The organism is Pseudoalteromonas sp. SG45-1 (assembly GCF_014164135.1).
Lineage (GTDB): Bacteria > Pseudomonadota > Gammaproteobacteria > Enterobacterales > Alteromonadaceae > Pseudoalteromonas > Pseudoalteromonas distincta.
In genome coordinates this window covers 184238-198434 of record NZ_JACJEP010000002.1, presented here as the reverse complement: position 1 = coordinate 198434, position 14197 = coordinate 184238, and the positions used below count along the sequence as shown (strand labels likewise).

Annotated in this window: 14 protein-coding genes and 1 pseudogene; 2 read left to right on the top strand and 13 right to left on the bottom strand. The window is 39.6% G+C overall.

The features are described 5' to 3' along the window. Positions 1-91 precede the first annotated feature (91 nt). The 6 genes and pseudogenes from H5117_RS03210 to H5117_RS03185 form a co-directional block, all read right to left on the bottom strand. Positions 92-525: pseudogene (locus tag H5117_RS03210) on the bottom strand (aspartyl protease family protein). A gap of 101 nt (positions 526-626) precedes the next feature. After that, positions 627-1007, bottom strand: a complete 381-nt coding sequence (locus H5117_RS03205; RefSeq protein WP_024599073.1) for a hypothetical protein — start codon at positions 1005-1007, stop codon at positions 627-629. A 380-nt stretch (positions 1008-1387) separates the two neighbouring features. After that, a complete protein-coding gene (locus H5117_RS03200) occupies positions 1388-1984 on the bottom strand; it encodes a DUF6624 domain-containing protein (RefSeq protein ID WP_182693769.1) in 597 nt (198 codons plus the stop codon). Positions 1985-2341: 357 nt separating this feature from the next. Further along, positions 2342-3316 carry a transposase gene (locus H5117_RS03195; RefSeq protein WP_182736124.1) on the bottom strand — a complete coding sequence of 325 codons (975 nt, stop codon included), beginning with the start codon at positions 3314-3316 and terminating at the stop codon, positions 2342-2344. 211 nt (positions 3317-3527) lie between these two features. Next, complete coding sequence (locus H5117_RS03190) at positions 3528-4760, bottom strand: AGE family epimerase/isomerase (protein ID WP_182736122.1); 1233 nt, start codon at positions 4758-4760, stop codon at positions 3528-3530. Between the two features lie 10 nt (positions 4761-4770). Beyond that, positions 4771-5592, bottom strand: a complete 822-nt coding sequence (locus tag H5117_RS03185; RefSeq protein WP_220488809.1) for an SDR family oxidoreductase — start codon at positions 5590-5592, stop codon at positions 4771-4773. 457 nt (positions 5593-6049) lie between these two features. On the opposite strand from H5117_RS03185, the gene H5117_RS03180 reads away from it, so the two are divergent. Further along, positions 6050-7312, top strand: a complete 1263-nt coding sequence (locus tag H5117_RS03180; protein WP_182736121.1) for an IS110 family transposase — start codon at positions 6050-6052, stop codon at positions 7310-7312. A gap of 40 nt (positions 7313-7352) precedes the next feature. Here H5117_RS03180 and H5117_RS03175 read toward each other — a convergent pair whose 3' ends face one another. The 3 genes from H5117_RS03175 to H5117_RS03165 form a co-directional block, all read right to left on the bottom strand. After that, positions 7353-7940, bottom strand: a complete 588-nt coding sequence (locus H5117_RS03175) for a M23 family metallopeptidase (protein WP_182712308.1) — start codon at positions 7938-7940, stop codon at positions 7353-7355. 115 nt (positions 7941-8055) lie between these two features. Further along, the gene (locus H5117_RS03170) at positions 8056-8538 is read right to left on the bottom strand and encodes a hypothetical protein (RefSeq protein WP_182736119.1); all 483 of its coding nucleotides are present in this window, start codon (positions 8536-8538) and stop codon (positions 8056-8058) included. 116 nt (positions 8539-8654) lie between these two features. After that, positions 8655-9107 carry a hypothetical protein gene (locus H5117_RS03165; RefSeq protein ID WP_182736118.1) on the bottom strand — a complete coding sequence of 151 codons (453 nt, stop codon included), beginning with the start codon at positions 9105-9107 and terminating at the stop codon, positions 8655-8657. Between the two features lie 243 nt (positions 9108-9350). Between H5117_RS03165 and H5117_RS03160 the strand changes: the two genes are divergently transcribed. Further along, positions 9351-10313, top strand: coding sequence for an integron integrase (locus H5117_RS03160; protein ID WP_182736117.1), 963 nt, complete (start codon positions 9351-9353; stop codon positions 10311-10313). A 250-nt stretch (positions 10314-10563) separates the two neighbouring features. Here the strand turns inward: H5117_RS03160 and H5117_RS03155 are convergent, their stop codons facing one another. From H5117_RS03155 to H5117_RS03140, 4 genes are read right to left on the bottom strand one after another with little or no spacing between them, the layout of a single operon-like run. Continuing rightward, positions 10564-11334: an SDR family oxidoreductase gene (locus tag H5117_RS03155; RefSeq protein ID WP_182736116.1), complete on the bottom strand. Its 771-nt coding sequence runs from the start codon at positions 11332-11334 to the stop codon at positions 10564-10566. Positions 11335-11343: 9 nt separating this feature from the next. Then, positions 11344-12243, bottom strand: coding sequence for a 3-hydroxyisobutyrate dehydrogenase (mmsB, locus tag H5117_RS03150; protein WP_182736115.1), 900 nt, complete (start codon positions 12241-12243; stop codon positions 11344-11346). Positions 12244-12253: 10 nt separating this feature from the next. Further along, positions 12254-13405: an enoyl-CoA hydratase/isomerase family protein gene (locus H5117_RS03145; RefSeq protein ID WP_182736114.1), complete on the bottom strand. Its 1152-nt coding sequence runs from the start codon at positions 13403-13405 to the stop codon at positions 12254-12256. Next, positions 13405-14196: an enoyl-CoA hydratase gene (locus H5117_RS03140; RefSeq protein ID WP_182736113.1), complete on the bottom strand. Its 792-nt coding sequence runs from the start codon at positions 14194-14196 to the stop codon at positions 13405-13407. The genes H5117_RS03145 and H5117_RS03140 overlap by 1 nt, the downstream gene beginning before the upstream one ends. Position 14197: the final 1 nt, after the last annotated feature.

The following is a 14197-nucleotide window of genomic DNA, read 5'->3' as shown; positions in this document are numbered from 1 at the left end:
AAAATACAGATTGTAAACAATAACAGCTGCCGCACCATGCCATAGTAAAATCCATAAACATGGTGCGTTAGTTAAAATCTACTAACAAAATTTAGGTTAGATATTTAATTTTTTTATTATAAAGCTCTAACCTATTTTTTGAAAAATCGATAACTGCTTGGTATTGAGTAAAAAAGGGAGAGCCTAACAAACCATGTACTCCCTTTTCACCACCCGCTACCTGAACATGGTCAAGATTAAGTGACACAAAGTCAGGACTTTCAAACAGGCATTTCCAAACTCTATTGAATGAACTTCTATATCACCCATAGCGTGATCCGAAGTGCCCAAGCCTGCTGCATTCTCAACATTGAGTGTTTCTTCAATGCCTAACTCACTTAGGCATCCCCTGTCTAAAACAGATGTTCCAGCGCCAGTATCTAAAATAAAACGTAACAATTTACCGTTAATTTTAGCTTCAACAATTTGGTGGCCTGTTTCTGATATTTCAAACTCAATTACGGTTTTGTTCTCAAATAAATTCATATACGTTCCTTGTTATAGAGTTTTTAAAATATTACTTACTATTTTCAGCTTCCCACAATTAATAGCCAAATTTTACTAGTCGCCCACCTCAGCGCGTTTTGTTAGGTAACGTTTATCACCTGAGGCTCAATATTTGTTAAAACATGAATGATTTCATTTGTAGTCATTACTGAATAATGAAACAGCTTATTGTTGTTTAAACTGAAAGTATTCGTTTTAGTTTGAGCATACTCCAATAAGCTTGAATCAGAATACACGCCGATTACGCCCGAATCACGGTTTTGATGATAGTCATGAAAATGGCTACTTTCATCATAAGCTTCAAATAAAACGGTATTTGTAAACACAACCATAAACCTTACGGGATCATCGCCTTTTATATAAGTTTTAAGGTTCAGTGTTAGTAACCCATCAACATACGATAATTTGTCTAAGCTCCAGTCTTGGTAATTATTTGTGACTTCATCGATGGCAGTATTCATTTAATTACCTAACGAGCCTGTAGATTAACTCGTTTCTATTTGTTTTTATTGATAAACAAACCATAGCTGAGTTCCTATTTTGGTTCAATTGATTACTGTATTTTTACGCAGAATATAAAGAAGTGTTTGCTGTTGGTTTTAATTGGCGTTTCGAAAAGGATTACTGGTGTTTATGTGCAAAATTTAGGATGAGTGCCTTTGTTATTTCCTCTAAGAAAAGAACTAGATAAGTAAAGTCGCGTCTAAATCTACATACGCCCTACGATGAATCAACTTACCTAACGACATTGAAAAGTAAGGGATCACCGCTGTTAAAATTTGCGGTGGAAAGAGAACTTTAGCGCTTGCTGCCCACCTCAGGACATTTTGTTGTATGTACATTAATTCAAGTCTATTTCAGGGTGTTCTTTAATCCCGTACATTTTTTCCATTATTTTTAAGTAAAAATCTAAAGAGGGCATATTCATTTCTTCACGCCGTATATCTACATTAGTTTCATCTTCTATAGGGCTAAACACAACTTTACCTTCACTCACGTCAGCTTGAGTACCATAGATTTGTTTCTTTCCTTGTGCAATAAGAACTCTATCAGTTAAAAGAGCAACTTGTTGTCCGCTAACACCTTCGCCATTCAAATATGATTGCTTTAAATAAGGAAGCATTTTTACTTTAAATGCAACATCAGGTGAATGCTGGATGACTAAAAATGCTGCTCCAACTCCTTTAACTCCGACTAAATCTCTTGTTAACCAATGATGCTTTTTAATGATAGCTTTAAGTTTTCCTGTATTACTTTCATCTATTTTCATCATTTGTTCTAGGAGTGCTTTAGGCGGGTTTTGCCACCCAGCTTCTCCTATTTTGTTTCGAATATGCTGATCTTCAATTTCCATTTCAATTAGTTCTTTTTGCAGAGGAAGGTTAATTTCGGCAAAAGAATGAAGAGGTATTATCAACAGTAAAAATAGGTAACGCATCAACTAAACCCTCCTTGTACATATAACGAGTCTTTAGATTAACTCGCTTTTTTATTTATTTTTATTGATAAACAAACCATAGCTGAGTTCCTGTTTTGGTTCAATTTATTACTGTATTTTCACGCAGAATATAAAAAGAGTTTGGTGTTGTTTTAATTGACCAAACCAAACAGCCACTTTAATTGAACAAACAAAACTGTGCCACAAAATTAGCCCTTCAGATTCAAAATTTATCTTTTATTACTGGGTCACTTTCATTTCATCTATTAAATAAGTCATTACATTCTTAAACCCAAATTACACGCATGAAAATAACTCCGTAATGGCAGTTTTAACTTTTACTGAATGGTTTTTAATTTATGCTAATAGCTTTTCGCAGTTACTGATATTCGCTCGCCGCTTTCGCTTTAAGTTTTCACAGTAACTTGCTTGTGAGGTCGGCCTGCCTACTGCGCCGTGAAATACGCGCGTAAATTGCGTAGTGAGTTTTAGCCAGTTATCTGGGGATATATTAAGCCTTTCTAGTAAAGGAAGGTTCATATTATCAATATGCCAGCGCTTATCCTCTCGTATTATTCGCCCTGTTAGCTCAACGAGTTCAAGGTACGATTTAAGCTCAAACGGCAGCCCTTTAGGCATAATCTGACGTGGCATGCCTGCAAAACGTAGTAACTGCTTAGGTTGTTTACCTTCTGCGGCGCATGTTAAGCGATTTTGTACACTGGTATGGTCTGACTCTTCTGGTGTGTTAGCCATTTTAGCTCTAATGGGATTTAAATCAACATAGGCCATACAGGCTGCAAGTGCTGCTTCATCTAGTAATGCTTGCGATTTGAATCTACCCTCCCAGAACCTCCCTGTGCAGTTATCTTCTTTATTTGCTCTGCGGGCAATGTCTTCATTTAACACCCGCATATACCAGCTAATACTTGATAGGCGCTCTCGATATTCCTTTACTGTTTGATTAAAAAAGATAAGCTCAACTTTACTTAGCCTTTCACCCTGTATGTACTTTTGCGTTAACAATGTGCCTTTGCACAGCTTGTGCCAGTGAATAACAATCGCTTTATCATTCAGCCTGTTTGCTTTCTTATCATCTACATACAGTACTAAATGGGTGTGATTACTCATTACGGCATAAGCACATACATCAATACAAAATACTTTAGCTAATTCAAGCAGCTTATCTTCAACCCACCCTCGTCGATGCTCATAAGATTGACCAGTAAAACGATCTTCCCCACATAAAAATGCACGACGAACACAGCGTGAAATACAGTGATAGTATTTTGTATCAACCAAACTTACTTGACGCTTTCTTGCGATAGCCATAAGACACCCTGCTAATTTTTTAGACTAAACAAAACGTAGTCCTTAATTTTAAAAAGAGCAAAATTAAGGATGGGTGTCACTGTTATTTATAACAGTTTAAAAAACTCTAGATTTTTAGATTAAAAAAATAATTACAATCTATTACAGCTAAAGCGTGGTTAAAAGACAATCTAACCACACCTTGCTTTATTGTGTAATGACTTTCCAAAACTTATAGGTTGTGGTTTCTCAACCCGCCAGCAAGGGATGCGCTGATTGGCAGCAGCGGCGTTAAGGTTGCTTGAAATGCATGGTAAAGATCTTCGCGAAGTGGATAAACCTTTTCGGTTCGCTGTCCATCGTTGTCAACCTCAGGAAGCCAACCACCCTTTTCCGAGTCAATTATCATGCTGGCAATATAATCCCAGACTTCGCGATATATTGCCTCAAACCTCATGTCATCTGTGCGTCTGATCAATAGGTATGCTGTATTAGCAGCCTCCGCCTGAACCCACCAAGGCCTATTGGCAACCGAAACTTGATTGTCCCATCCAATTGTATAAACCATTCCCTGCTTACCATCGGCATTCCAACCATAGTGCATGGCACTATCTAATAGTCTTATTGCATCTTCTAACAACCAATCTGGTGCTGCTTGCCCGCTTGCAACAAGTCCAGCCTCAACTTTCAACAACAATCCACCCCACTCTGCAAAATGACCAGGGGTTAGCCCCCACGGACGTAAATCATCTGTGGGTTTATTTGCGTTGTAATCCGTCAATATCTGCCAGTTAGTATCAAAATGCTCAGGTAAACGGTAATCATACGAGCTAGCAATGTCATGGCCGAAGCGCTCTACCAGCCCCATAGCCCGATTTAGCCATATTTCTTCACCTGTCGCATCAAACAATGCTAGGAAGGCCTCAGTTGTATGCATATTGGCATTAGCACCACGATAGCACTCGCTTTCATTCCATTTCTCATCGAAACTTGGGGCCATTACGCCTTCAGCCTCAACCCAGAAATGCTGATTAATAATCGCAACGATAGCATCAAGCAGTTCCTGTGAGCGAGGTCGCTCGGCCATACTTGCGCTCGCCGCGGCGAGCGCCACAAAAGCATGAACATATGCCTGTTTAATGCCTTTGTGGCCTTCATCCTCAAACCAACCACCCTGCTCATGGTCTCTCAATGCCCCATCTAGCAGTGCTTGCAAGCCGTGATCGACTAATTGGCTCGCGCCAGGAACACCCAGTAATGAGGCAAGACTATAGCAATGAACCATTCTAGCGGTAACGATAGTGACAGCCGAGTGGCCAGTCAATTGCCCTTTATCATTCAGCGTGCCAAAACCTCCGCTTACTTTCGCTTTTTTATAATGCTCAAGCAAATGCTGGCCTTGATTGCTCAACCAATTCCTATGAGTACTGCGTTTATACCAAGTATCTTTGTTTATTTGTTTCATAACAAAAGTCTTAACCATTGATAATCATGCCACCATTGACGTGAATAGTTTGGCCGGTAACGAAAGAGCTATCTTGACATGCTAAATAAACAAATGCGGCAGCCATTTCACGTGGTTGTCCCATTCGCTGCATTGGAGTGACCTTATCCATGTCTTTTATAATATCGTCGTCATATCCTTTGAAAGTTAGCTGAATTTCAGTCACTACAGGGCCAGGTGCGACCTCATTAACACGGATACCTTTCTGTGCTAATTGCAACGCAAGTGCACGCGTAAATCCGTTGATGGCTCCTTTGGTCGCTGTGTAAGGCACCAAATGCTTATTACCAGCAAATGCATTGACAGACGTGGTATTGATGATGCTAGCACCTTCATTTAGATGTGGCAGCGCGGCTCGCGCCAGATAGAACATACCGTGCATATTGACATCAAAATGGGCTGCCCATTGCTCATCACTAATATCAGTTAAGCTATCAAATGGCTTTTGAAAACCAGCGTTATTAACCAAAACATGCAACTCACCCCAATGATCAATCACTTTAGCCACCGCCGCATCACAGTTTGAACTTTTACCAACATTTCCCTGTATAACCAAAACCTCTGCCCCTTCGGATTCTATTGCTTTGCGGGTGTGCTCTGCAGCGTCAGCATCAGTATGGTATATAAAAGCTATCTTCGCGCCTTCACGGGCCGCATGCAATGCCACCGCACGGCCAATGCCACTATCACCGCCGCTTATTAATATTGTTTTGTCCTTCAACTTTCCTGAGCCTTGGTAGTCCTGCGCGATGAATTCTGCTTGTGGCATTGCTTTATCTATCTGCTTACTCATGGGGATCTCCATAATTTAATTAGTAGTGCGAGCACTGGATTAATTTCAGATAATAATCATATTGATAATAACTGAACCTAGGTTTAACAAAATTGATACGTACGAGTATTTTAAATAATTCTTTATAATTTGATGTCTTAACCATCCCCAAGCTCTAGTCCAGGTACAGTCGATTACTGACTTTTTACGTAAAATTAAAAAGCCGTTTGTGCTTTTTTTGAACGAAAGGTTAGGTTAAAGAAAAGCTTCTCTTTAATAAAACGTGTTTAGAGTTTTGGGTAAAAAAAACTATTTTTATCCCTGTTAAATTTTTTGCAAGCCTGTTGATTTAATAAATTAAGGATGGGTGTCACTGTTATTTTTTCTCAGGGATTGCCGACCAAGACTATCTATAAGACCTGCGAGAAACGAGATTTAAGCACATTCCGTCCTTAACTTTAACCGTAGGCGCTATAAAATGAAAGCATATAACGTTGATAATTTTGCTGTACTCATTGGCATAGATTGGGCTGATAAAAAACATGATATTTGTGAACACCCAACAGGCACTAATAAATATCATTACACCGTTATTAAACACACACCTGAAGCGTTGCATGAATGGGCTATGGATATTAAGCAGCGTTATCCAGAGCAGAAAATAGCGATTGTTTGTGAGCTTAAAAAAGGCCCGCTTATTTATGCATTAGCTAAATACGACCATCTTACTTTATTTACCGTTAATCCTTGTGCTGTTGCTAAATACCGCCAGGCTTTTACGCCCAGTGGCGCAAAAGATGACCCATCAGATGCCTTTGTACAAGTTGAAATTCTCACGTTACACATGGATAAGCTGTCTGTCATTGAGCCTGAGTCAGCAGCTATGCGAACGCTGTCTCAGCTTGTTGAATATCGCCGAAGTTTAGTGCAAGACAGTGTCGATTTATCCAATAAAATAACAGCGACATTAAAGAATTATTACCCACAGGTACTTGAATGGTTTAAAGAAAAGGACACGTATATATTCTGCGACTTCATTCAGAAGTGGCCGTCACTCACTGCGGTTAAAAAAGCAAGAAAACAGACTTTACTCGACTTTTTTGAGAGTCATAACTCACACTATTCCACGGTCAATAATGCACGATTAGACAGTATTAAAAATTCAATGCCATTAACTCTGGATGAAGGCGTCATTGTGCCTAATCAAATTCTCGTTGAATTGCTTATTACGCAATTTAAAGTGTTATTAAAAGGTATTGAAAAGCTCGATAAAGCAATAAAATCGGCTTATAAAGCCCAGCAGGATAAAAAGATATTTGATAGCTTACCCGGTGCAGGTCCACAACTCGCCCCACGTTTACTTGTTGCTTTTGGAAGTAATCGTGCGCGTTACAATGATGCTGCAGAGCTTCAAAAGTACGCGGGTATAGCGCCTATTATTGAGCGCAGTGGTCAAAAGATGTGGACTCATTGGCGTTATAGTTGCCCCACTTTTTTAAGGCAAACATTTGTAGAATGGGCAGGCTTTTCTATTCGTTATTCATTTTGGGCTAAAGCGTATTATGAGCAACAAAAAGCCAAGGGTAAGCCGCACAACAGCATTATTAGATCACTGGCATTTAAATGGATAAGGATTGTATTTAGGTGTTGGAAAACGAATACACTCTACGATGAATCAACGTATTTAGCAGCATTAAAACGCAGAGGCTCACCACTTTTAAAATTTGCAATTAATAGCTAAATTTTACTAGTCGTCCACCTCAGGGCGTGTTGTTAGGCATTTACTTTTTCATTAACCCACGGTCTTTTAATTCTATTGTTTTTTGATCAAACTGGATCTGCATCGGAATCAAGTCTTTCCATGCTGCGATATGTATATGTGGATTACGTGCCCAGCCATTATTCCCGACTTTTGCTACAATATCTCCAGCTTTAACTTTATCTCCGACCTGCACTGTAACGTCTTTAATATGTGCATATGATATTTTCGTACCATCTGATTTTTCAAATGTAATTGAGCTCGCGATCCCTGGAGTTTGAATACCTGGTTGATTAGTAATAGGGTTAATGTGCACTTTTTCTACAGTGCAGTCGCAAGGTGCCAAAACCTGCTTATTATATCCAAACCAATCTTCATTCTTATGACCTTTGCCTGTAAATGGCTGAATAAAATATCGGTCATCTTCTCCCGTGAATTCTTGGATAATACAGTCTGTACCTCGAGCATCTCTAACCCGACCATTGAACTGTCCTTCCCAATGCTCTACACAAGCAAATGTTTCATAATGAGGTGCATGTATTTTGACTAAGTTTTCTGCATTTACAGTTAGCGAGGTAAAAAAAGTGATTAAGAGTAGTAAAGTTTTCAAATGAGCTCCTTGATGCCTAACGCCTTGCTAAGCGCGCAAAAAATTGTTGGCTAAAATAAGCGAGGCACGAGCAAAAGCCAACTGTTTTTTGTCCGTTTAAGCAACTTGTTATATTTCATTTGCTATAAACGACAAGCGGTCTCCCTAAATCAGACCACATACCTTTGATTACAGTTTGCCACTCTTCCTTTTCTTTAAAGTTTAAAGTGCTTAAATTTTGTTCTACTTGCTCTAGATCCATAAATGTTGAACAACCACCAGTCGCGTAAAGACCATCTTTAGTTACGTGTGCGAACACAAGAAATGTATTTCCAATTGTTGGAGCGGGACCACCACAAGAATTTTTTTCAATATTTGTTTTAATAAAAACAGAGTTAAGTACAGCCTTATTTTTCCATACTTGCTGGACTTTCAATTCTGTCTTGTAAAACGAAGTGTCCCAATCTCCTGATATTTTAACTGTTTTAAGTGCTACACCAGTGAAAATTGCGTCATATTCGTTCGTTTCGTCTTTAAAGCTTTTTGCTTCGCTGAAACAAGAACATCCGAATACCGTCAGCGGAGAAAGCATAAGAGCAAATAAAATAATCCTCAACATATACCAAACTCCTTTGAAATATAACGCCCCATTCAGGGGCTGATAATAGCTTGCTAAAATGTGTAGCGAAGCGGAACCGAGCAAGCTGTTAGCAGTCCCGTTACTGTAATGGCTTGTTATGTATTAACTTTCACCAACTCGCTAAACCTACAAAATAACTTTGTAAATTTTTCACTCTCAACTACTTTATTGAAGTAATAATCCAAGTAAATGATTAACTCTAATCTTTTGTCTTCGATAAATATATCACTCATAGGGTGAGGTTGTTGAGAATTAAATATAGGGTTTTCATATTCAGGGAATTGATCGATAGTTAGATCAAAAATATTACCGTCAACTTCTAACCAAAGATGGTAAATATGGTCATAAGCTGATTTATTGAGACCTCGAATTATTTCAAATTTATTATCAGGGAAGCGCAAAAACAAATAATAACCAAGAAATAATGAAGCTCCTTCACAGCAGTTTTCTGGGAAGCTGAAAAAATGAGGGATATCCAATTCATCTTTGTGCTTTAAATATACATCTCTAACTATTTTTGATATTTCGACAATTTGAATAATTTTCACCAAGTTTCTGATTAATACATAACAACTTTGTCTACGACATTTGTCGTTTTATAAACCGACAAATGTCCATATATTACAATGCATTTATCTTAACCATCAAATAAACAACTGTAAACAATTAGTTAACTGGAAATTATTTTTAATCAATGCACAAATACACCGAAATGGTGGAGATCAGTAATATTGGACAAAACAACAAGCACTGTCTATATATACAGTTAACTTTTACTAGAGATTCATATCATGAAATCACCTTTTTTAACTATGATAGCCGAACAAATGTATCTAAAGCGTTATGCTAAAAGTACTATTAAAGCGTATTTATACTGGATAGCTTCGTTTATTCGATTTAACTCTATGAGGCACCCAACAACGATGGGAGATAATGAGGTCGAACTTTTTTTAAATTACTTAGTCAATCAACAAAATGTTGCTCCTAACACTCAAACACAAGCCTTAAATGCGTTGAGCTTTTTATTTAAAGAAGTGATTAAAAAGCCACTTTCATTATCATTAAGTTTTATTAAGAGCAAACGAGCAACTAAACTACCGGTAGTTTTAACGCAGCAAGAAATAAATAATTTTTTTAAAGTGTGCTCTGCAAAGCATTATTTACCCTGTGGATTACTTTATGGCAGTGGTATGCGATTAATGGAGGTACTGCGTTTACGGGTACACGATATTGACTTTGACTATAACTGCATTCGAATTTGGGATGGCAAAGGAGGCAAAAATCGTGTTGTAACGCTTGCAGTAGAGCTCACACCCCAATTACGTTCTCAAATACAATTAGTTGATAGTTACCTGCAATTAGATCTGAAAAACCCTTTATATTGCGGTGCGTACATGCCGCATTTGTTACGTAAAAAATATCCAAATCATAATAAGCAGCTGGGCTGGCAACATTTATTTTCATCACATAAATTAAGTCTTGATCCCGAGAGTAAACAATTAAGGCGCCATCATATTGATGAAAAGCAATTACAACGCGCTGTTAAAAAAGCCGCTTTTGATGCAAATATTAACAAACACGTTACCCCACATACTTTGCGCCACTCATTCGCTACGCATTTGCTACAAAGCGGCGCTGATATACGCACAGTACAAACACAATTAGGTCACAGTGATGTGCGTACTACACAAATATATACCCATGTACTACAACAAGGTGCCAACGGTGTTATTAGCCCTTTTTCAAGATTATAAATATCTCAGTAACAAGGCAAAAATTTAGTTATATTGTTTGTCTATATGAGAAGTTTTTAACGCAGTTAATGAGTTATTTAGAACGCTAAAATGTTCTACGTTTTAATTCAACGGGTATCCTACTCATGTTTTACAACAAATTGCCAACGCCGTTATCAGCCCTTTTTCAAGATTATAAATCTCCCCTATTTAAAACAAAAAAGCATAACCCAAAGAGCTATGCTTTTAATCAACCTTAATCCAGTTCGGTTTACAAACGAATACCGCCGTCTATTTCAACCACGCGACCGGTAAAAAAGTCGTTTTCGATTATGTATTGTGCAGTATGCGCAATTTCGTCGCTTTCGCCTAAGCGCCCTACTGGCGTTACCGCAAGCATGCGTTGTTTGGCTTCTGGCTTCATGGCGTCGGTCATGGCGGTACTTATTACACCTGGTGCAATAGCGCCTACACGTATACCAAAACGACCTAGTTCTTTAGCCCATGTGGTGGTAAGTGCCACTACGCCTGCTTTTGATGCCGCGTAGTTTGTTTGGCCTATGTTACCCGCGCGCGCTACGCTCGACATATTAACTATTACGCCGCCTTTACCTGATTCAATCATGTGGCTCGCAGCTTCGCGCCCTGCTAAAAATACGCCGGTGAGGTTTACATCAATCACTGATTGAAATTGCTCAAGGGACATTTTTTTAACCACTTTGCCGTCTTTTGCTTTTATAAACATGCCGTCGCGTAAAATACCGGCGTTGTTTATAAGCACACCAATGTGGCCAAAATCGCTATTAATGGTATTAAATACGTTTTCTACTTCGCTCTCAACAGTTACGTTTGCGGCGTAGCCTTTAATAGCGCCAGATACACCTTCAAGCTGTGTTAGTTTCTCGCACGCTGTGTTTAATAACTCTTGCGCCATATCTATAAGTGCAATGTTAGCGCCCATAAGGGCAAACTTTTGCGCCATTGCAAAGCCTAAACCTTGTGCACCACCGGTTATTACTACCGTGTTATTTTTAATTTCCACGCGTTGCTCCTACTTAGAAAACAGTTTAAAAATGGCACTAAAGTCATCACTACCCGCACCTTGGTACTGTAGCATAGTGTATAAATTTTTAGCCATTGAACCCATAGGGGTTGATGAACTACTTTGCTGCGCGGCTTCCATGGCAAGTCCTAGGTCTTTAGCCATTAAATCAACCATAAAGCCTGGTTTGTAATCGTTACTAGCCGGTGCGGTATCCATTACACCTGGGCAAGGATTGTAAAGCTCAAGCGTCCAGTTACGGCCAGAGCTTGCAGTCATAATGTCGCTAAGTACTTTAGGATCGAGGCCGTTATTTATACCCATTTGCAGTGCTTCGCTGGTGCCTGCCATTAAAATACTGAGTAGCATGTTATTACATATTTTTGCTACTTGCCCTGCGCCAATATCGCCTGCATGAAATATGTTTTTACCCATATCACTCAGCACTGTATTTGCTTTATCAAACGCTGCTTTTTCGCCGCCAACAATAAAAGTAAGTGTGCCTGCGGTTGCGCCTGCAACTCCGCCCGATACTGGTGCATCTACAAAGCTAATACTCTGCTCGCCAAGTGCGCTGCCTACAATACGTGCTGATTCTGCATCTATTGTTGAGCAATCAATTACTAATGTATTTTTGCTCAGCACGTTAATTAAACCGCTGTCGTCGTTATTACCCAAATACAGCGATTTAACATGTTTGCCCGCAGGTAACATACTAATAAGTACGTCAGCATTGGTTGCACACTGCTTTGCATCAATCGCAGCTTTTGCGCCTTTGCTTGCAAGTTCATTTACGACCGACTGGTTTAAATCGAACACGCTCACAGTATGTCCAGCTTTAATTAAGTTAGCCGCCATTGGGCCGCCCATATTGCCTAAGCCGATAAAACCGATATTGAGTTTAGTCATCGTCTTTCCTTTATTTGTGTATTGGCGTGTCTAAGCCATCGAGTGGGTGGTTTTCGCCAAAGCGATTAGCAAAAAAGCTGTCGATTATTGTTTGTGGTACATCACTAAGTGTTTTGTACTGCCAATTAGGTGCGCCGTCTTTATCTATTAATAGCGCCCTTACACCTTCTTGAAACTCGCCTACTTCGCCAGCACGAACCGACATACCCAGCTCCATTTTAAAACACGCTAATAAGCTTTTGCCTTTACTTGTTTTTAATTGCTCACTAACGAGTGCGCAACTTAGTGGGCATCCGTGTTTAAGTGACTTTTGGGCGCGTTGTAGCCATTTATCGTCAGTAGCTAGCCCTAAAATATAATCAACTTGCTCCTGCAAGGTTGTAAATTCACCCAGCTTTTGAATCGTTTTTAAATTAGCTTTTATATTGCCTTTTGGCATACGCGCCGACTGGTTGTCTAAATCGGTTAATAACTTAGTTAAACGCTCATGATTTAAACTTGCGGTTTTGCCCCACTTTGCAGTTAAAATTTGCGTAAGCATGGAATCATATTTAGTGCTGTCGATAAAGTGATCGGCAAGTGATACAAAACGCGCGTCGTCGCAGTTAATCGATGCCGACGTTAACCCTAAAAATAGCCCCACGTTTTGTGGCATTTTATGTAAAAAGTAACTGCCGCCTACATCTGGGTATAAACCTATGGTTTGCTCTGGCATGGCAATGCGAGATGTTTCGGTTACGACGCGATGGCTAGCACCGGCCATTAACCCTAAACCGCCGCCCATCACTATACCGTTACCCCAAACGAGGATAGGTTTATCAAAGGTATGAATAAGGTAATCAAGCTTGTACTCAAGCGTAAAAAACTCTTCAACTAAGCTTGTTGGTTTACCTTGCGCCATTGCATGATGAAGGCTTACAACATCGCCGCCTGCACAAAATGCTTTATCGCCTGCGCCTTTTAACAACACCATTGCAATAGCATCATCGTCTTGCCAAGCTCGCAATTGCGGCTCAAGTAATTTGATCATCTCAAAATTAAGTGCATTTAAGGCTTTTGGCGCATTGAGTGTAATAAGCCCAATTAAACTGCCGTTTTCTGCGGTTGCGGTTTCAAATACCACGGGCTCATCGGCGCTATTTAATAATGTTAAAGCACTCATTAGCCATTTACCCAGTTAGCGCGGCGTTTTTCTAAAAAGGCATTTACGCCCTCTTGTTGATCTTCGGTATCAAATAAACCAACAAATAACTCGCGCTCAAGAGGCAATACACTTGCCATTGGTTGATGGCGCCCTTTTTGAATCAATGTTTTACACGCTGCAACTGAGGTAGGGCTTTGATCGGCTACTTGGTTGGCCAGTTTTAATGCGGCCGCAAAGCTTTCACCCTGTGGTACTACTTCTTCTACTAAGCCAATTTGCAGAGCTTTATCAGCTTTTAAGCGCTCGCCGCATAAAATCATGCGTTTTGCCCAGCCTTCGCCTACAAGCCATGCTAAATTTTGTGTACCACCCGCACAGGGTAATAAGCCAACTTTAGCTTCAGGGAGCGCCATTTGTGCTTGCTCTTCCGCAATACGTATATCGCACGCTAGGGCAACTTCTAGCCCGCCGCCCATTGCATAGCCGTTTATGGCCGCAACCGACACGCCTCTAAAATTAGCAAGCGCTTCAAATGCTTCACCAAATACACGCGACATATCGGCGGCTACGCCTTTATCGCCACCAGCAAATACGTTTAGGTCGGCACCTGCGCTAAAAAACTTCTCGCCTTCACCAGTCAGTACTAATGCATAAATATTTTTATTGTTATTAAGCGCGTTAACGGTATTTTTTAAATCAATTAATGTGTCTTTTGTCCAGGTGTTTGCTGGCGGATTAGACATAGTTAAAATTGCAACATGACCTTCGGTTGTTAGTTCAATACTCGGATTAGATTTAGATTCTGACATA

Bases quoted from the DNA above. Each gene is read 5' to 3' on its own strand.
- H5117_RS03205 (WP_024599073.1), bottom strand. From the start codon at position 1,007: ATGAATACTGCCATCGATGAAGTCACAAATAATTACCAAGACTGGAGC.
- H5117_RS03200 (WP_182693769.1), bottom strand. From the start codon at position 1,984: ATGCGTTACCTATTTTTACTGTTGATAATACCTCTTCATTCTTTTGCC.
- H5117_RS03195 (WP_182736124.1), bottom strand. From the start codon at position 3,316: ATGGCTATCGCAAGAAAGCGTCAAGTAAGTTTGGTTGATACAAAATAC.
- H5117_RS03190 (WP_182736122.1), bottom strand. From the start codon at position 4,760: ATGAAACAAATAAACAAAGATACTTGGTATAAACGCAGTACTCATAGG.
- H5117_RS03185 (WP_220488809.1), bottom strand. From the start codon at position 5,592: ATGAGTAAGCAGATAGATAAAGCAATGCCACAAGCAGAATTCATCGCG.
- H5117_RS03180 (WP_182736121.1), top strand. From the start codon at position 6,050: ATGAAAGCATATAACGTTGATAATTTTGCTGTACTCATTGGCATAGAT.
- H5117_RS03170 (WP_182736119.1), bottom strand. From the start codon at position 8,538: ATGTTGAGGATTATTTTATTTGCTCTTATGCTTTCTCCGCTGACGGTA.
- H5117_RS03160 (WP_182736117.1), top strand. From the start codon at position 9,351: ATGAAATCACCTTTTTTAACTATGATAGCCGAACAAATGTATCTAAAG.
- mmsB (WP_182736115.1), bottom strand. From the start codon at position 12,243: ATGACTAAACTCAATATCGGTTTTATCGGCTTAGGCAATATGGGCGGC.
- H5117_RS03145 (WP_182736114.1), bottom strand. From the start codon at position 13,405: ATGAGTGCTTTAACATTATTAAATAGCGCCGATGAGCCCGTGGTATTT.
- H5117_RS03140 (WP_182736113.1), bottom strand. From the start codon at position 14,196: ATGTCAGAATCTAAATCTAATCCGAGTATTGAACTAACAACCGAAGGT.